Source organism: Haladaptatus salinisoli (assembly GCF_020614375.1).
Classification (GTDB): Archaea; Halobacteriota; Halobacteria; order Halobacteriales; family Haladaptataceae; genus Haladaptatus; species Haladaptatus salinisoli.
In genome coordinates this window covers 2098466-2115460 of the sequence record NZ_CP085327.1, presented here as the reverse complement: position 1 = coordinate 2115460, position 16995 = coordinate 2098466, and the positions used below count along the sequence as shown (strand labels likewise).

Sequence of the window (16995 nt, the reverse complement as noted above, 5' to 3'; positions counted from 1 at the left end):
GAAACAAAAAACCGCGTGTGTTCGTTCGACGCTTGCCGCCGGATGCGCGCGGGCGAACCGGTCCGTCGGTTCACCGTCGTTCGTTCGTCGAGTCGGTTGCGGTCCGGTACTCGGATTCGGAACCGGCGGACGCGAGGAATCGGGATTCCGAGACAGATTACCCGAACGGACCCATGCCGCCCATTCCACCGCCGCCACCGCCCTGCATCTTCTTCATCATGCGCTCCATGTCGCCGCCCTGGCCCATCCCCTGGAACTGTTTGAGCGTCTGGGCCATCATCTTGTGCTGCTGGAGCAGTTCGCGGACGCGCTCTTCGTCCTGCCCGCTGCCGCGGGAGATGCGCCGAATCTGGCTCGCGCCGATGGAGCGGGGGTTCTCCAGTTCGTTCTCGGTCATCGAGTCCATGATGACCTCGAACGAGCGCATTCGGTCTTTCGTCACGTCCATCGCGTCGTCCGGCAGTTCGTCCATGATGCCGCCCCCGAAGCCGGGGATCATGTCCATCACCTGTTCGAGCGGGCCCATCTTGTTCATCGCGTTCATCTGGTGGCGCATGTCCTTGAGGGTGAACTGGCCCTTCAGCATGTTCTCGGGGTCCCAATCTTCCTCCTCCTCCTGCGTCTCCGTCATCGCCCGCTGGACGCGCTCCGTGAGCTGTTTCAGGTCGCCCATCCCGAGCAGGCGGGAGATGAAACCGTTCGGTTCGAAGCGCTCCACGTCCTGGACGGTCTCGCCGGACCCGAGGAACGCGATGGACGAGTCGGTCTCGTTCACGGCGGTCAGCGCGCCGCCACCCTTCGCCGTCCCGTCGAGTTTGGTGATGACGACGCCGTCGATGCCGATGGAGGCGTCGAACTGCTGCGCCTGATCCTTCGCGCCCTGCCCGATGGCGGCGTCGAGCACGAGCAGGTTGCGGTCGGGGTCGACCGCGGACTCGATATTCTCTATCTCGTCGATGAGATCGTCTTCGAGCGCGTGCCGACCCGCGGTGTCCACGATGTGAACGTCCGCGTCGGCGGTCTCCTCCAGCCCCTTTCGGGCGATGTCCACCGGGTCGTCGTTGTCCGGGTCGCCGTAGAACTCTACCTCGGCGCGCGAACACATCTCCTTCGCCTGGTCGTACGCGCCGGGGCGGAAGGTGTCGGTCTGGATGACCGCGGGGCGGAGTCCCTTCTTCGAGAACCACCACGCCATCTTGGCGGAGGTGGTCGTCTTCCCCGAGCCCTGCAGACCGGCGAGGAGAATCGTCTGCTCCTCGAGCGGAATCTCCGTGCTCTCGCCGACCAGTCCGACGAGTTCCTCGTAGACGATACTGAGGACGTGGTCGCGGGCCGTCGTTCCGCCCGGGGGTTCTTCCTCCAACGCCCGCTCTTTGATGGAGTCCGAAAGCTCCATCACGAGGCTCACGTCCACGTCGGCCTGCAGGAGCGAACGCTGAATCTCCTTCACGATCTCCTCGATGTCCTCCTCGCTGACGCGGGATTTCCCGCTCAACTTGTCGAGAGAGCCGCGAAGAGAACTGCCGAGATTGTCGAGCACCATCGTTAGGAGGTGTTTGGCCGTCTATCGGTTTAAATGCTTTCAGGAAGAGACGACGCCGGGTTCAATCGTCGGAGTGGGCCTGTCCGAACTGCTGGGGCGGTAACCGGAGTTCGTCGAGTCCCGGTAGGTGTTTGACGTTGTAGACGACCCGCATCTCGTCCGTGGTCGGCGCGCTGATACAGGACAGTCGAAAACCGCGGTCGACCATGTTCGACGAAAGGACGTGGTTCGCGGGCATCTCCATCTCGCCCTCCACGAGCGCGACCGCGCAGTTGGCGCACGCCCCGCCTCGGCAGGCGAACGGCCACTCGAAACCGCAATCCTCGGCGGCTTCGAGGAGAGATTCGTGGGGTTCGACCTCCAGTCGACCGTAGTCCGCCGAGTCGAGTCCCGCATCGGAGGCTTTCCGGAACAGGTCGTCGTCGTCGAGTTCCCACCCGTAGTCGTCGAGAATCTCGTAGTTCAAGTACTCGACCCGCGGTTGCTCCCGTCGGTACCGCTCTTCGACGCTCTCGTGCTCGGCGTCGTACTCCTCGGTTCCGTATCCCTCTTGGAGCTGTTCGTACGCCGTCTGCACCAGCTGAAACTCCCTCGCGGAGCCGCCCACGTCGGGATGCGTCTCCTTCACCCGCCGTCTGTACGCTTCGACGATTTCCGCGTCGTCCGCATCCGAATCGACTCCCAAGATATCGAACGGGGAACTCACGCGTAGTGGTAGGGAATCCAACGCAAAAATCCTATCCCTGACGACGTTCCGAAGGCGCTCGGTTCGTCGGGCGGAACCAAGCTTGAAGCCGCCCGGGGGCGTGGAGTCGCGTATGCGACTGTTCGTGAGCATCGACCTGCCGGACGACCTCGCGGAGGGCGTCGAAGGCGTCCAAGACAGCTTTCGCGAGGCGGAGGGGTTGAACTTCACCGACCCGAAGCAGGCCCACGTGACGCTGAAGTTCCTCGGCGACGTGGAGTCCGAGCGCGTTCCGGACGTAGAGGAGGCCGTCGAATCGGCCGTGACCGACGACGTCGACTTCGGCCCCTTCCGGGCGACGCTCGGCGGTCTCGGCGTCTTCCCCAGTCCGGACTACATCAGCGTGGTGTGGTTGGGGTTCGAGGACGGCGAGGAGGAGATGACCCTGCTCCACGACGCCGTCGAATCGCGGCTGTACGAGCTCGGGTTCGAACCGGAGGAGAACGACTTCGTTCCCCACGTCACGCTCGCTCGGATGCGACACGCCGGTGGGAAGGAACTCGTGCAGGAGAACGTCCGCGAACATGACCCCACGGTGGGGCGAATGCGGGTCGAGGAGGTCCGGCTGACGGAGAGCGAGTTGACGGCGGACGGACCGGAGTACTCGACCGTCGCGGCGTTCCCCCTGTGACCCCGGCTGAAAGGAACAAGATTTTAAGCGACGGCGGAAAAGTGGCAACCACTATGGGCAAGAAGTCGAAGGCAAAAAAGAAGCGGCTCGCCAAGCTGGAGCGGCAGAACACCCGCGTCCCGGCGTGGGTTATGATGAAGACCGACCGCAACGTGATGCGAAACCCGAAGCGTCGAAGCTGGCGGCGCAGCGACACTGACGAATAATGAGCGCGAGTGATTTCGAGGAGCGAGTCGTCACGGTTCCGCTCCGAGACGTGAAGGCAGAACCGAAGCACAAACGCGCCGGAAAGGCGATGAAGCTGGTGCGCGGCCACCTCGCCAAACACTTCAAGGTCGACGAGGACGACGTGCGCCTCGACCCCTCCATCAACGAGGCCGTCTGGTCGCGCGGTCGCAAGAACCCCCCGCGGAAGCTCCGCGTGCACGCGGCCCGCTTCGAGGAAGAGGGCGAAGCCGTCGTCGAGGCGGAGTACGACGAGTAGAGCGTTGCTTCGTACCGCGTTCAACGGGTCGTCGTACGTCGGCGTTTTCGCTCGCGTCACTGACGAGTATCTTCTGATTCGCCCCGATTTGGACGACGAACTGACCGAATCGCTCGGCGACGAACTGGGGGTCGACGTCGTCGAAACGACCCTCGGCGGGTCGTCCACCGTCGGCGCGCTGATCGCGGGCAACGAGAACGGCCTGCTCGTGAGCAGTCGCGTGACGGACAACGAACGCGAGCGCATCGGAGATGTCGTCGACGCTCCCATCACCGAACTGCCGGGGCGCATCAACGCCGCCGGAAACGTCGTGCTGGCGAACGATACGGGGGCGTACGTCCATCCCGACCTCTCGCGCGAGGCGGTGCAGACCGTCTCGGACGGTCTCGGCGTCCCGGTCGAGCGCGGCGAGGTCGCCGGCGTTCGGACCGTCGGCACCGCCGCGGTCGCCACGAACGCGGGCGTGCTCTGTCACCCGAAGGCGACCGACGACGAACTCGACCGCATCGAGGACGCGCTCGGCGTTCCGGCCGACATCGGCACCATCAACTACGGCGGCCCGCTCGTTGGCTCGGGACTCCTCGCCAACGCGCACGGGTACGTGGTCGGACAGGATACGACCGGGCCGGAACTCGGGCGAATCGAGGACGCGCTAGGGTATATCGACTAGATTCTCCGTCCGTAACCCGGTGCGTCACCGTCCCGCGTCTAACGGCACGGATCGGTCACGAACCGGTCCGAGGGTGTAACCGCTAGTCGATGGACTTCCGGTCTACTCGGCTCGGAGACGACGTGCCGCCGGAGATGCGGAAAAAGCGGGAAGAAAGGGCGGTAGGAGTCGGGGCATCGGAGGGGGCTACCCGCTCGATTTTTGGAGCGCCGCTTCCACCGGCCGGCCGAAGGAGACGAGTTAGGAAGATTCTTCCCGCTCGCTCCCGCAGGTGTGGGTATGAGAGCGATTACTCGCGGAGCGGAGGTCGAAGTTCGATGATGGGCGGCGGCAACCAAGAACTCCAGCAGCTCTCCCAACAACTCCAGCAGTTGGAGGCCGAAAAGGAGGAGTTGGAGGCGGAGGTGGAGCAACTGCGCGACGAGAAGAACGAGATGGACGAGGCCATCGAAGCCATCGAGACGCTCGAAACGGGGTCGGTCGTTCAGGTTCCGCTGGGCGGCGGGGCCTACATCCGCGCCAACGTCGAGGATATCGACGAGGTCGTCGTGGAACTCGGCGGCGGCTACGCCGCGGAGCGCGACCAGCAGGGCGCCATCGAATCGCTGCGGAGTCGGAAGGACGTCGTCGACGACCGAATCGACGGCATCCAGGACGAGATCAGCGAAGTCGAAGAGGAGAGCGACCAGTTGGAACAGCAGGCGCGACAGATGCAACAGCAGCAGATGCAACAGCAGATGCAGCAGATGCAGGGGCAACAGGACGAGGACGAGTAACCGGCGATGTTCGACAGTCTGAAGGATAAACTCAGCGGGTTCCGGAAGGACGTAGAGGAGACGACCGAGGAGAAGGCCGAGGAAGCCGCGGAAGAGACGGAGGAAGTCGAAGAAGTCGAAGAAGTCGAAGAGGACGCGTCGGTCGAGGACGAGGCTGTCGAATCCGAACCCGTCGAGGAGCCGATCGAAGCCGACGCGGCGGAGGCGGAACCCGAGGAGGGCGACGGACGCGGGGGCTTCGCACAGAAAGCGAGGTCGTTCGCCCGCGGCGAAATCGTCATCGAGGAGCAGGACGTCGAGGACCCCCTCTGGGAGTTGGAGATGGCGCTCCTCGAAAGCGACGTGGAGATGAGCGTCGCCCAGGAGATGCTCTCCGACATCCGAAACGACCTCGTGGGAGCGACCCGGAAGTTCAGCGCCGAGACGAGCGACGTGGTCGAGGACGCCCTGCGCGACGCCCTGCTGTCGGTCATCAGCGTCGGGCAGTTCGACTTCGACGGGCGGATCGCGGAGGCCGACAAACCCCTCGTCATCATCTTCACGGGCGTCAACGGCGTCGGAAAGACGACGAGCATCGCCAAGATGGCGCGCTATCTCGAAGAGCGCGGCTACTCCTCGGTGATGGCGAACGGCGACACCTACCGCGCCGGCGCGAACGAGCAGATTCAGGTGCACGCCGAATCGCTGGACAAGAAGCTCATCGCTCACGAGCAGGGCGGCGACCCCGCGGCGGTCATCTACGACGCCGTGGAGTACGCCGACGCCCACGACATCGACGTGGTGCTCGGCGACACGGCGGGGCGACTCCACACCAGCGAGGGGCTGATGGACCAGTTGGCGAAGATAGACCGCGTCGTCGACCCGGACATGACCCTCTTCGTGGACGAGGCGGTCGCCGGGCAGGACGCGGTTCAGCGCGCAAAGGAGTTCGACGACGCCGCCGAAATCGACGGCTCCATCTTGACCAAAGCGGACGCCGACTCGAAGGGCGGTGCCGCCATCTCCATCGCCCACGTCACGGGCAAGCCAATCCTCTTCCTCGGCGTCGGGCAGGAGTACGACGACTTGGAACGATTCGACCCCGACACGCTCGTCGCTCGACTCCTCGGTGACGAAGCGGAGTAGTCGGGACGCCCGTTTTCGAAGTCGGGTCCCGTATCAAAACGAAGGGTTCTGTTCTCGTCCGTTACGGTCACTTCTCGTACGTCCGTAGCATGGGGAGCGCGTTCGAGTAGTCGACGAACCGGCTCATCCGACCGTCCTCCAACTCGCAGACGTGCGCGTACGGGACGTCGAGTTCTTTGTCCGTCTCCCTGTTCGTCCCGCGGAAGGTGCCGAGAACGACGATGATGTCGTCGCCGTCGATGAACCGGTCGGTCTCGACCCGGAAGTCCGCGAAGTCCTCCAAGCAGGGCTGGAAGACGTTCTCCAGCACGGCCTCGGGGCCGCGGTGGACGTCGCCGTACGGGCTCCCCTCGGGTTCGACCCACTCGATATCGTCGGCCATCGAGGACAGGACGGTGTCGATGTCACCGTCGTTGAAGGCCTCGTACGTGTCCTCCACGATTCGAACGTTGCTCTTAGCCGCGGCTGATGCCATTGTTCTTCACCAATAATAGTGTACTACACCGGAAGGCATATAGTTTGCTAGACAATAGCTAACATAGCTCATCTTCGTTCGTCGTCCGTAACTCTCTGCGGTCGATACCGATCCAACGAACAGCGGCGGGTCGATGCGAGGAAATCCGGCCACCGCGAGCGACAGTCGCAACCCCCAAGAGCGATGCGCGACACGTATCGCGTACGACGAACTCCCGTGTACCTGCTCGAACTCGGCGGACAAGACGACGAATTCGCGGCCTGCGAGGCCGAGAGCGCGGCGACCGGCGTCGAAGTGGTCGCGCCCGGCGTCGCGCGAGCGACGACCATCACCGAACGAATCGAGAACCTCGCGTACACCCGCCGGGCGAGCGAGCTGGTGGGGGAGACCGACGCCGACGTGGACGGCGCGCGCGCGCTGCTCTCCGCCGCACCCATCGACCGCGAGGGAACCGTCGCCGTGCGGGCGCGAACCGTGCGCGAGACGGTCGGCGTCAGCACTCGGCGGGCGGAGCGCGAACTCGGGCGGGTGCTCGTCGAGCGGGGTTTCGCGGTCGACCTGGACGACCCGGACCACGAACTCCGGGTCGTTTTCTCGGACGACGCCTGCTTTCTCGGTTGGTTGGAACGCGAGAGCGTCCGCGACTACGGCGGCCGCAAACCGACCGACAGACCGTTCTTCCAACCGGGGAGCATGCACCCCCTGCTCGCCCGCGCGCTGGCGAACGTGGCCGGCGCGCGGCCCGGCGCGACCGTCCTCGACCCGATGTGCGGGACCGGCGGCGTGCTCATCGAAGCCGCCCTCGCGGGAGCGCGTCCGCTCGGCGCGGACGCGCAGGAGAAGATGGTTCGCGGCGCGAGTCGAAATCTCGCGCACTACGCCCCCGACAGCGACTTCGCGACGGTTCGCGGGGATGCCACGCACCTCCCGTTTTCCGACGATTCCATCGACGGCGTGGTGTTCGACGCGCCGTACGGCAGGCAGTCGAAAATCGCCAACCTCGAACTGGACGACCTCGTCGCGGGGGCGCTGGCGGAAGCCCGTCGCGTCGCGCCTCGCGCGGTGATCGTCGGCGACCGCCCGTGGACGGACGAAGCGCGCGATGCCGGGTGGACGGTCGAGGGGACGTTCGAGCGCAGAGTGCATCGATCTCTGACGCGGTACGTCGCGGTGCTCTCCCGATAGCGGGGTTCCGAATCGAACACGTATTTTATCCCCGGTACGAATCACGCCCATGGAGCAGTATCTCGGGCTGGTAGACGACGTACTCCGGGACGGGGAGTACAAACCCAACCGAACCGGCGTGGACACGATTTCGACGTTCAGCCAACACTACGAGGTCGACCTCCGGGAGGGCTTTCCCCTCCTGACGACGAAGCGGATGGACGGCTTTCGCTGGGACTCCATGCTCCACGAACTCCTCTGGTATCTCTCAGGCGAGGAGCACGTCCGCGACCTGCGCGAGAAGACCGGCATCTGGGACGAGTGGGCCGACGAAGACGGGAACCTCGACACCGCCTACGGTCGCTTCTGGCGTCGGTTCCCGGTGCCCGAGGAGGGACTACCGGGCGAATCGTGGCCCGAGGACGACCACCGATGGATGAACGACGAGGGAACCTTCGACCAGATTCAGTACGTCGTCGACGGCCTGCGCGAGAATCCGAACTCGCGGCGGTTCGTCGTCTCGGCGTGGCACCCGGCGAACGCCGCCGTCTCGACGCTGCCGCCCTGCCACTACACGTTCGTCGTGAACGTGCAGGGCGAGACGCTGAACCTCCACCTCACACAGCGCTCGGGCGACGTGGCGCTCGGCATCCCGTTCAACGTCGCCGCCTACGCCCTGCTGGCGACCGTCCTCGCCCGGCAAACCGGCTTCGAGGTCGGGAAGTTCGCGCACACCATCGTGGACGCGCACGTCTACTGCGGCGAGGGCGAACGCGGCGGGTGGTACCGCGACAACCTCGGCGACCTGCAAGCGCGGCTGGACGACGTGAGCGCGAAAGCGGAGTTCGGGGAGGTCCGCGAATGGCTCGAATCGACCGCCCCCGCCGAGGATGAGGCTGGTTTCGACCACGTCCCCGGCCTGCTCACCCAACTCTCGCGCGAACCGAAGTCGCGCCCCGAAATCGAAATCACGGCCGACTCGATAGACGAGTTAACCTACGACGATATCACCCTCCGGGAGTACGACGCTCACCCCGGGATTCGCTTCCGGGTGGCCGAGTGATGCGGCTCGTCCTCGTCGCCGCCGTCGCGGCGAACGGCGTCATCGGACGGGACGGCGACATGCCGTGGCACTACGCCGAGGACCTGCGCCACTTCAAGGAGACGACGATGGGTCACCCCGTGGTCATGGGGCGGGCGACCTACGAGAGCATCGCGGCGCGAATCGACGGCCCGCTGCCGGGGCGGACGAACGTCGTGCTCAGCCGGTCGACCCCGGACCTTCCCGAGGAGGTCGTGCTCGTCCACGGCGTCGAGGAGGCGATGGACGCCGTGTCGGAACTGGACGACGTCGCCTTCGTCGGCGGCGGCGCGACCGTCTACGAGCAGTTCCTTCCGCACGCGGACGAGATGGTTCTCACCGAGATTCACGAGGCGTACGAGGGAGATACGGAGTTCCCGGAGTGGGACGCGGAGGAGTGGCGGGAGGTCGAACGAGAAGAACGAGAGGACTTCGATTTCGTGCGGTACGAGCGTTAGCTCGCGTTCGAAGCGGTTTTTTCAGGGCGGCGGCGATACGCCGCCAGAAGACCGATGAGCAGGCCGACGACCCATGCGCCGAGCGAGGCGGAGAGGTCGGCGTTTCCTTCGAGGACGGCGGTCATCGAAACGTCGAGATTAGTCCAGAGCAGCAGCGTCACCGCCCAACTGACGATGCCGAACGCCCAGACCTGATCGTACGCGACTGGAACGCGGTTGGTTGCGATGAGAACCCCGACGAGCGCTCCCGGCACGCACCAGAGAAGAGCGAGTTGCCAGACGGTGGGGTCCGCTATCAGCAGCGCTGTGAGTACGCTGACCGGAAGCGAAACCATCAGCACGCTTCCGACGACGATGCCGACCTGTTCGAGGCGGCGGGGGAGGGACATACCGAGGGGCCGTCGCCGCGTAGAATAAGTCTTCTGTCGACTATCCCGGCGGCGCGGGCGGGGGCCCGAGCGAGACGAGGTACGCGATGCCGCCGATGACGATGCCGCCGAGGACGCTGACGATGACGTGGATGAAGGTGACGAAGCCCGCGGTGCGCCACTTCAGCCGGTAGACGACGTGGAAGATGGTCAGGTCGAGGACGAGCGCGAGGAGGAGCACCGCGGGCGGGAAGTACCGCTGGAGGAGGAAGGGAAGCGCCGCGACGGGGAGGCCGACCGCCAGCGCGCGCGTGAGCGGCACGCTCCCGAGGACGTTTCGCGCGGCGACGTGGCCCGTCAGCGTGAGGAACGCCGCGAGGAGGAGATACGTTCCGACGACAGGCGTCAGTTCACCCAGCAGTGGCATGTGCGAGATTCAGAAACGAGGCGGCTTGTGCGTGGCGATGTCGTTCCGCCGTTCGAAAGGAAAGGGAGAGCGTTACTCCAGCAGACCGAGCTCTTCGAGACGCGAGACGATTTTGTCGACCGCTTGCTCCGCGTCCTCGGGTTTCTTCCCGCCAGTGATGACGAGTTTCCCGGAGCCGAAGAGCAGCGCGACGACTTCGGGTTCGTCGAGACGGTAGACGAGTCCGGGGAACTGTTCGGGTTCGTACTCGATGTTCTCCAGACCGAGGCCGATGGCGATAGCGTTGAGATTGAGATTGCGGCCGAGGTCGGCGCTGGTGACGATGTTCTGGACGACGATTTCGGGGTCCTCGTTGACTTCGATGTTCAACTCGCGCAGTTTGTCGAAGACGATTTCGAGGCTCTCGTGAACGTCGGCGGTGCTCTTCGCGCCGGTGCAGACGATCTTTCCGGAGCGGAAGATGAGTGCGGCCGATTTGGGGTTCTGGGTGCGGTAGACGAGACCGGGGAACTGCTCGGGGTCGTAATCCGCGCCCTCCAGGTCCATAGCGACGCTCTGAAGGTCGAGTTCCTGCCCGATGCCCGTCGAGGCGACCACGTTTTCAATGTTGATGGTTTCCTTGGGGTCGGTCATAGCGCGACTTAAATGTCGTATTTAAGGTTTATAAAGGTTGGTAGTCCCTACTGACACGTCTCAAATGGCCTTTATGAACGCTCTCGGGACGGAATATTGATATGGGAGTTCCGGCGGTCGGTTCGGTCGTGCTAACGACCGTCTCAGAGTTATCTGACTGACATCTATCCCTCGACAAGGCTACGTCGCCACATCGAATCGACGGGCAAAGCCCACCGTAACCAGACCCAGCGAGACGATACCGAGAGCGAGGTAAACGAAGACTGCGACGCCCACTCCTGTTTCTGCGCTGGCGACGGCTGCCTTCATCGGCCAGTAGAGCGGATCGATACCGGCGACGTACTCTATCGGTTCGGGAAGGACGAGGATAGCGAGCGCCGGGAGGACGACCACGAGTCCGAGCAGTTTGTTGATCGCCAGTCCTTCGATGGAATCCCGTGCGAGGCTTGCAAAGAGGAACGTGACGGCAGGCCCCGCCAACGCCGCGACCAGTGCGATACTGCCGACAGCAAGCGGTGGGATGTCGGCCAAGCCGAACAGGGCGACCGACAGCACCACGCCGACGACGCTGAGCAGGTAGGCAGACAATCCACGATAGCGAAGGTAGCCGCTGCGTGTGAGCGGCGAGGCGACCAGCGCCGACAGCGTCCCCTGTTCACGGTCTTCGAGGACGAAGAAGCCGACGACGAATCCGTAGATGTACGGCGGGAACGCGACGAGGAAGGCGAGTACGACCGGAAAGTACACCGAAAGGTCGAGACCGGGGACGTACTGACGGTCTATCACGGGCAGAACCAGACGGGCGAAGACCCCCAACGCGAGCGGGCCGGTCGCGGCGAGGAGGAGAATCGGATCTCGAACCCAATTTCGGATATCCGCGAGCGCCATCCCACCGACAGAACCGACTCGTTCGTTCACCCACGACGTGAGTCGATTTGGTTCGTGGGTCGAAGCAGTCCGCCGTTTCTCACCACCCTGCACGACGTGATAGCGGAACTGGCGACGCGCAAGGACGTACGCGACGGCGTTTCCGAGACCCAGATAGGCGAGGGCGTAGCTGATCGTCGCTAACCTATACCCGCCGAATGCTCCCTCGACGAGGACGAGCGTAGGCTGAATCGGGAGGAAGTAGTACAATGGTGTCTCGAAGACGCCGAGATATCCGGCGAGCGGTGTGTAGAGTACCGTCCCGTAGAGCACCGCGCTGAAGAAGTAGCGGTTTATCGTGTTGAACCGGGCGACGGCGGCGACACCGACCAGAACGAACAACGACGCGGTCAGCGCGACACCTGCGAGTAACAGCAAGAAGTCGACCCCTGTGGGATACACGAAGGCAACGACTACCGTCGATGCGAGCGCAGCGAGCGCCGTCAGAGAGATCGTCTTCGAGATGACATAGCCGCGGATGCCGAGCGGCGTGACGACGAGTGCATCGAGTACACCTTCCCGCTTCTCGATCAGGACGAGCGCGCCGATGAAGTAGAAACCGAGAACCGCGGTGTCGGTGACGACGACGAGGACGAGCGCAGGTTCCACGAGGTCGGCGGGGAGGGTGTCGAGGATGAGGAGATAAAAGAGAGTCACCACTGCATAGACTGCGTAAAACCCGTAGCGAATCTGCAATCGGATATCCCACGAGAGCATCGAACGGAGTGTCGGTATCGTCCTTTTGATAGTGCGTATCATACGAGCGTCGTCCCGGTTACTTCGAGGAAAACGTCTTCGAGCGTCGCTTCCTCGGTGTGGATGGTTTCGACGCGCTCTTCGGTGATGATGCGTTCGAAGCCGTCGGCGGCGACGAGGTCGTCAAGCGCGAAGCGTTCTGCTATCACCTCACCGTCGCGGCGATAGGTGACGCGAAGGGTTCGCGAACCGTACTCGCGCTTCAAGTCACTCGGAGCGTCGACAAGCGGCATCCGGCCATCGATGAGGAAGGCCACGCGGTCACAGAGTTGATCTGCGACGGTCATGTCGTGTGTCGTCAAGAAGATCGTCTTTCCTTCGTTGGCGAGTGAGGCAATCGTGTCCTTGACGATCTTCGCGTTCCCTGGGTCGATACCACTCGTCGGTTCGTCGAGAAAGAGTAGTTCCGGATCATGTAGTAGCGCACGGACGAAGTTGAGGCGCATCTGCATCCCTTTCGAATAGGCTCCGACGGGTTGGTCGACGGCGTCTCCGAGACCGACGAGGGACAGGAGTTTCTCGGCATCCCTGGTCTCGCCCTCGTGGAGTGAGGCGAACAGAGCCAGATTCTCGCGTCCGGTCAGCTTCAGGTAATGGTTCGGCGATTCGCCGGAGACGCCGATACGGTCGTAGTACTCTCTACTCCACTCTCGGACTTCCCGGTCGAACACCCGGACAGAGCCATCGTAATCGTCGAGGAGTCCCGTGAGAACTTTTTGGGTCGTGCTCTTGCCCGCGCCGCTCGGCCCGAGGAAGCCGAACACCTCCCCCGCCTCGACCTCGAAGTCGAGACCGTGTAGTGTCTGTGCCTGAGACCCCGGATAGGTAAAATCGAGGTCTCGCACGGTGATCATCGTGTTCACTAATTGAGCAGGAATACTTAAAAAGTGGATTGTGTCAGGTGATTTCGATCGGATCTCCAAGGCGCGATGGCGCAGACCTTAACAGTACGCCGCCCTAACCGACCGATAATGAGCGACGAGCGAAGTCACAAGTTCTCCGAAGGGGAAGGCTTCGGCGACCCCTACGACGAGTTCGATCTGGACCCGCCCGAACTGGAAGTGAATCCGGACGAGGTCGACCCCGTCGACTCCCGGGTCGTCACCGACATGCTGGACCAGCAGGCGATTCCGCGAGACCGCGTGTCCGTCGAGGACCTCGTGGAGGTCGGCCTGAGCTACATGCAGATAAATCGCTTCGAGCAGGCGACCGAGACGTTCGAGCGCGCGGCGCGCTACGCCGAGGAGGACTCCCTCGAAGCGCAGGAAGCCTGGGTGAACAAGGGCGCGGCGCACGGTCAACTCGAGGAGTGGGACGAAGCCATCGGCGCGTACCGAGAGGCCCTGCGAATCGACGACGACAGCGAACACGCCGCCACCGCGGAAACGAATCTGGCCTACGCCCTCTGGGAGTCCGGCCAGACCGAACAGGCGCTCGAACACTCCGAGCGCGCGGTCGAGATCGACCAGCGGTTCCCGCAAGCGTGGTTCAACCGCGGCTTCTTCCTGCTCGAACGCGGCCTCGCCGAGGACGCCCTGAACTGCCTCGACAACGCGATTCGACTCGGGTTCAGGAACGCGCAGGTCGTCGAGGAGAAGGCGCGCGCGCTGGAGGAACTGGGCGAGGACGAGGAAGCGGAGCGACTCGCGGAGGAAGCCGAGGAGATGCGAAAGCAGGCGGAGCAAGAGTTGATTCAGGAATGATACTCCGGGAGCGCGACACGCAGGAAGGGTTGTTGGTCGCCGTCTGCGACGACGACGTGCTCGGCGAGACGTTCGAGGCCGAGAACGTCTCGCTCACCGTCACCGAGGAGTTCTACGGCGGCGACGAGGTCGACGAGAACGAGGTCGTCGATAGCCTCGCGCGCGCCAGCGTGGCGAACATCGTCGGCACAGACGCCGTCGCGCTCGCGGTTGAGGCGGGGTTCGTGGACGAGGCGAACGTCCTCGACCTCGATTCGACTCGGCACGCGCAGTTCCTGCGGATGTAGTCTCCGCCGCGCTCGTGAGGCGGAACCGGATACCTACGGTCGGTTCGGATGGGCGAGGTGGTAGAGCAGTTCGTACTCGCCGACGCTCCGTTCGTCTTCGAGGGTCGCTTCCATCACCTCCTTGTGTTCTCTATCTATCTCGTGCGTCGAGTTTTCGAAGGCCTCGTACGCACGCCGTGCGTCTTCGGACTCCATGTAGTAGACGAGAAAGTCGCCTTCGTCCGTCCGCTCGATGAAGGCGGATTCGCTGTGCATCCCCTCGCTCTCGTACGTCTCGACGGCCTCGTCCTCGCGCGACCGAATCTCTGCCATCCACTCCTTCAGTCGCCGCGTCTTTCCCGGTTTTATCTTCCGTTTCGTCAGCACGACGTCGACCATGTCGGAGGGAAACGGAACGGACTACTTATAGATGCTGACCTGACAGAAAACCGTCGGCCCGAAATCGAAGCGCACCCCGCTGCGGCGACGTAGCTCGACGGGTACGCGGGGTTCCGGCGAGCGGGGCTAGTCGAGGAGCGCCGGGACGTTCACCGCGACCAGACAGAGCAGCGAGGCGACCGCGACGCCGCCGCCCACGGTCGCCAATCCGGTGTCGAACGCGACCGCGAGGAAGGCGTGGAACGCGCCGACGAACGCGAGGCCGAGGAAGAGCAGACTCGCGCCGAGTCGTCGTTTCGAGACCATACCAACCCGAGGGGACGGAGCGCCTTAAGCCGCGTTGCCCGCGGCGTAACCGGAATCGGTTTCGCTCGTCTCGTCGGACCGAAGGAGTGTTTTGACTCGAACACCAACGGGATGGTAATGGAAACCCAACAGACAGATGCGCTGGACGTGGAGCGCATTCGGGAGGACTTCCCGATTCTCCAGCGCGAGTTCGACGGAACGCAGTTGGTGTATCTCGATAACGCGGCGACGACCCAGACGCCGGAGCAGGTCGTCGAAACCATCTGTGACTACTATCGGAACTACAACGCGAACGTCCACCGCGGCATCCACCACCTGAGCCAGGAAGCGTCCGTCGCCTACGAGGAGGCGCACGACCGCCTCGCCGAGTTCGTCGGCGCGAGCGGCGAGCGCGAGGAGATGGTGTTCACGAAGAACACGACCGAATCCGAGAACCTCGTCGCCTACGCGTGGGGCCTCGAAGAACTCGGCCCCGGCGACGAAGTCGTCCTGACCGAGATGGAGCACCACGCCTCGCTCGTGACGTGGCAACAACTCGGCAAGAAGACCGGCGCGGACGTGAAGTACATCCCCGTCGACGAGCGGGGGTACCTCGACATGGACGCCGCCGCCGACCTCATCACCGACGACACGAAGATGGTGAGCGCGGTGCACGTCTCGAACACGCTCGGGACGGTCAACCCGGTCGGAGAACTGGCCGACCTCGCCCACGACCACGACGCCTACATCTTCGTGGACGGCGCGCAGGCGGTGCCGAACCGCCCCGTCGACGTCGAAGCCATCGACGCCGACTTCTACGCGTTCTCCGGGCACAAGATGGCCGGGCCGACCGGAATCGGCTGCCTGTACGGTAAGAAGCACCTCTTGGAGGAGATGGAGCCGTACCTCTACGGCGGATCCATGATTCGCAAGGTGACCTACGAGGACTCGACGTGGGAGGACCTGCCGTGGAAGTTCGAGGCCGGAACGCCGGTCATCGCGCAGGGCGTCGCGCTGGCCGCCGCCGTCGACTACCTGGAGGACATCGGCATGGAGCGCATCCAGCGCCACGAGGAGCGACTCGCGGAGTACGCCTACGACCGCCTGACCGAGGAGGGCGACGTGGACATCTACGGACCGCCTGGCGACGACCGGGGCGGCCTCGTCTCGTTCAACGTCGACGGCGTCCACGCCCACGACCTCTCCAGCATCGTGAACGACCACGCCGTCGCCATCCGGGCGGGCGACCACTGCACGCAGCCGCTCCACGACAAACTCGGCGTGGCGGCCTCGGCGCGGGCGTCCTTCTACCTCTACAACACCCGCGAAGAAGTCGATAAGCTGGTCGAGGCGGTCGACGACGCCCGACAGCTGTTCGCGCAGTGAACCGTCCCGGGGGTGCGCCCCCGAGGCGTTCGGCCTGCGCCGCCCGTGGATCGCCGGACGGTTCGCGGTAGGTCTATGACCGACGACGGCGGTAGTTCTAGACGGGGTACGATGAGTCAATCACACGTAACGCAGCTTGCCGTGCCGGTGAACGAGCGCGACCACGTCGACGACGTCGCCGATGCGACCGTCACGCTCGTCGAATACGGCGACTACGAGTGTCCGTACTGCGAAGAGGCACACCGGGCGGTGAAAGAACTGAGAGAAACGATGGGTGATCGAGTGCGGTTCGTCTTTCGTCACTTCCCGCTCACGCAACTGCATCCGCACGCTCAGCGGGCGGCGGAAGCGGCGGAAGCGGCGGCGGAACAGGGGAAGTTTTGGGAGATGCACGACATGCTCTTCGAGCATCCGAGCGAAATAACGGAAACGGACCTCCAGGATTTCGCCGCGGACCTCGACCTCGACCGCACCCAGTTCAACGACGAACTCGCGATGCACACCCACCGCAACCGGGTCCGCGACGATCTCGTCTCCGGCGCTCAGAGCGGAGTTGTGGGGACGCCGACGTTCTTCATCAACGGGGAGCGCTACGACGAGCAGTGGGACGTCACCCCGCTTCGGGCGGCGCTCGAAGACGCGATGTGATCGCGGCCGAGGGGAGAAGCTGCGCAGACACCCATTTTTCGCGCG

General features: G+C 64.0%; 22 protein-coding genes and 1 pseudogene. 13 read left to right on the top strand and 10 right to left on the bottom strand.

The window, feature by feature from the left end:
- Positions 1-157: 157 nt before the first annotated feature.
- Together LIX00_RS11535 and fer are read right to left on the bottom strand one after the other, a co-directional pair.
- Positions 158-1543, bottom strand: coding sequence for a signal recognition particle protein Srp54 (locus LIX00_RS11535; RefSeq protein WP_227353332.1), 1386 nt, complete (start codon positions 1541-1543; stop codon positions 158-160).
- Between the two features lie 61 nt (positions 1544-1604).
- Positions 1605-2249, bottom strand: coding sequence for a ferredoxin Fer (fer, locus tag LIX00_RS26065; RefSeq protein ID WP_303659897.1), 645 nt, complete (start codon positions 2247-2249; stop codon positions 1605-1607).
- A 112-nt stretch (positions 2250-2361) separates the two neighbouring features.
- Between fer and thpR the strand changes: the two genes are divergently transcribed.
- From thpR to ftsY, 6 genes are all read left to right on the top strand, one after another.
- A complete protein-coding gene (thpR, locus tag LIX00_RS11520; RefSeq protein ID WP_227353331.1) occupies positions 2362-2919 on the top strand; it encodes an RNA 2',3'-cyclic phosphodiesterase in 558 nt (185 codons plus the stop codon).
- A gap of 53 nt (positions 2920-2972) precedes the next feature.
- The gene (locus LIX00_RS11515; protein WP_227353330.1) at positions 2973-3125 is read left to right on the top strand and encodes a 50S ribosomal protein L39e; all 153 of its coding nucleotides are present in this window, start codon (positions 2973-2975) and stop codon (positions 3123-3125) included.
- The gene (locus LIX00_RS11510; protein WP_227353329.1) at positions 3125-3403 is read left to right on the top strand and encodes a 50S ribosomal protein L31e; all 279 of its coding nucleotides are present in this window, start codon (positions 3125-3127) and stop codon (positions 3401-3403) included. The genes LIX00_RS11515 and LIX00_RS11510 overlap by 1 nt, the downstream gene beginning before the upstream one ends.
- 4 nt (positions 3404-3407) lie before the next feature.
- Positions 3408-4073, top strand: a complete 666-nt coding sequence (locus LIX00_RS11505) for a translation initiation factor IF-6 (protein ID WP_227353328.1) — start codon at positions 3408-3410, stop codon at positions 4071-4073.
- Positions 4074-4390: 317 nt separating this feature from the next.
- Complete coding sequence (gene pfdA / locus LIX00_RS11500) at positions 4391-4849, top strand: prefoldin subunit alpha (protein WP_227353327.1); 459 nt, start codon at positions 4391-4393, stop codon at positions 4847-4849.
- A 6-nt stretch (positions 4850-4855) separates the two neighbouring features.
- Complete coding sequence (gene ftsY / locus LIX00_RS11495) at positions 4856-5974, top strand: signal recognition particle-docking protein FtsY (protein WP_227353326.1); 1119 nt, start codon at positions 4856-4858, stop codon at positions 5972-5974.
- A gap of 67 nt (positions 5975-6041) precedes the next feature.
- Here ftsY and LIX00_RS11490 read toward each other — a convergent pair whose 3' ends face one another.
- Positions 6042-6449, bottom strand: a complete 408-nt coding sequence (locus LIX00_RS11490; RefSeq protein ID WP_227353325.1) for a nuclear transport factor 2 family protein — start codon at positions 6447-6449, stop codon at positions 6042-6044.
- A gap of 216 nt (positions 6450-6665) precedes the next feature.
- On the opposite strand from LIX00_RS11490, the gene LIX00_RS11485 reads away from it, so the two are divergent.
- Genes LIX00_RS11485 through LIX00_RS11475 form a run of 3 tightly spaced genes read left to right on the top strand, consistent with a single transcriptional unit; the run spans position 6666 to position 9152 of the window.
- Positions 6666-7634, top strand: a complete 969-nt coding sequence (locus LIX00_RS11485; RefSeq protein ID WP_227353324.1) for a methyltransferase domain-containing protein — start codon at positions 6666-6668, stop codon at positions 7632-7634.
- 49 nt (positions 7635-7683) lie between these two features.
- The gene (thyA, locus tag LIX00_RS11480) at positions 7684-8676 is read left to right on the top strand and encodes a thymidylate synthase (protein WP_227353323.1); all 993 of its coding nucleotides are present in this window, start codon (positions 7684-7686) and stop codon (positions 8674-8676) included.
- Positions 8676-9152 (top strand): dihydrofolate reductase, encoded by a 477-nt coding sequence (locus LIX00_RS11475; RefSeq protein ID WP_227353322.1) that lies wholly within the window; start codon positions 8676-8678, stop codon positions 9150-9152. The genes thyA and LIX00_RS11475 overlap by 1 nt, the downstream gene beginning before the upstream one ends.
- Here the strand turns inward: LIX00_RS11475 and LIX00_RS11470 are convergent.
- The 5 genes from LIX00_RS11470 to LIX00_RS11450 all read right to left on the bottom strand — a co-directional run bounded on the left by LIX00_RS11470 (position 9149) and on the right by LIX00_RS11450 (position 13186).
- On the bottom strand, positions 9149-9541 hold the full coding sequence (locus LIX00_RS11470) for a hypothetical protein (RefSeq protein ID WP_227353321.1): 393 nt from the start codon (positions 9539-9541) through the stop codon (positions 9149-9151). The genes LIX00_RS11475 and LIX00_RS11470 overlap by 4 nt on opposite strands.
- A gap of 40 nt (positions 9542-9581) precedes the next feature.
- Positions 9582-9947, bottom strand: a complete 366-nt coding sequence (locus tag LIX00_RS11465; RefSeq protein WP_227353320.1) for a DUF7473 family protein — start codon at positions 9945-9947, stop codon at positions 9582-9584.
- A 72-nt stretch (positions 9948-10019) separates the two neighbouring features.
- Entirely contained in the window at positions 10020-10580 is a 561-nt protein-coding gene (locus LIX00_RS11460; RefSeq protein WP_227353319.1) for a TATA-box-binding protein, read from the bottom strand.
- A gap of 180 nt (positions 10581-10760) precedes the next feature.
- On the bottom strand, positions 10761-12266 hold the full coding sequence (locus tag LIX00_RS11455; protein ID WP_227353318.1) for a fluoroquinolone export ABC transporter permease subunit: 1506 nt from the start codon (positions 12264-12266) through the stop codon (positions 10761-10763).
- Entirely contained in the window at positions 12263-13186 is a 924-nt protein-coding gene (locus LIX00_RS11450) for an ABC transporter ATP-binding protein (protein ID WP_227353317.1), read from the bottom strand. The genes LIX00_RS11455 and LIX00_RS11450 overlap by 4 nt, the downstream gene beginning before the upstream one ends.
- Before the next feature lie 48 nt (positions 13187-13234).
- On the opposite strand from LIX00_RS11450, the pseudogene LIX00_RS11445 reads away from it, so the two are divergent.
- Positions 13235-13963 (top strand): annotated as a pseudogene (locus tag LIX00_RS11445) (tetratricopeptide repeat protein); the annotation flags it as partial.
- Positions 13963-14253, top strand: coding sequence for a DUF424 domain-containing protein (locus tag LIX00_RS11440; RefSeq protein ID WP_227353315.1), 291 nt, complete (start codon positions 13963-13965; stop codon positions 14251-14253). The pseudogene LIX00_RS11445 and the gene LIX00_RS11440, both read left to right, overlap by 1 nt.
- 33 nt (positions 14254-14286) lie before the next feature.
- Here the strand turns inward: LIX00_RS11440 and LIX00_RS11435 are convergent, their stop codons facing one another.
- Entirely contained in the window at positions 14287-14631 is a 345-nt protein-coding gene (locus LIX00_RS11435) for a DUF6176 family protein (RefSeq protein ID WP_227353314.1), read from the bottom strand.
- Between the two features lie 126 nt (positions 14632-14757).
- Positions 14758-14937: a hypothetical protein gene (locus LIX00_RS11430; protein ID WP_227353313.1), complete on the bottom strand. Its 180-nt coding sequence runs from the start codon at positions 14935-14937 to the stop codon at positions 14758-14760.
- A gap of 117 nt (positions 14938-15054) precedes the next feature.
- Between LIX00_RS11430 and LIX00_RS11425 the strand changes: the two genes are divergently transcribed.
- Positions 15055-16302: an aminotransferase class V-fold PLP-dependent enzyme gene (locus LIX00_RS11425; protein WP_227353312.1), complete on the top strand. Its 1248-nt coding sequence runs from the start codon at positions 15055-15057 to the stop codon at positions 16300-16302.
- 111 nt (positions 16303-16413) lie between these two features.
- Positions 16414-16950, top strand: coding sequence for a DsbA family protein (locus tag LIX00_RS11420; protein WP_227353311.1), 537 nt, complete (start codon positions 16414-16416; stop codon positions 16948-16950).
- Positions 16951-16995: the final 45 nt, after the last annotated feature.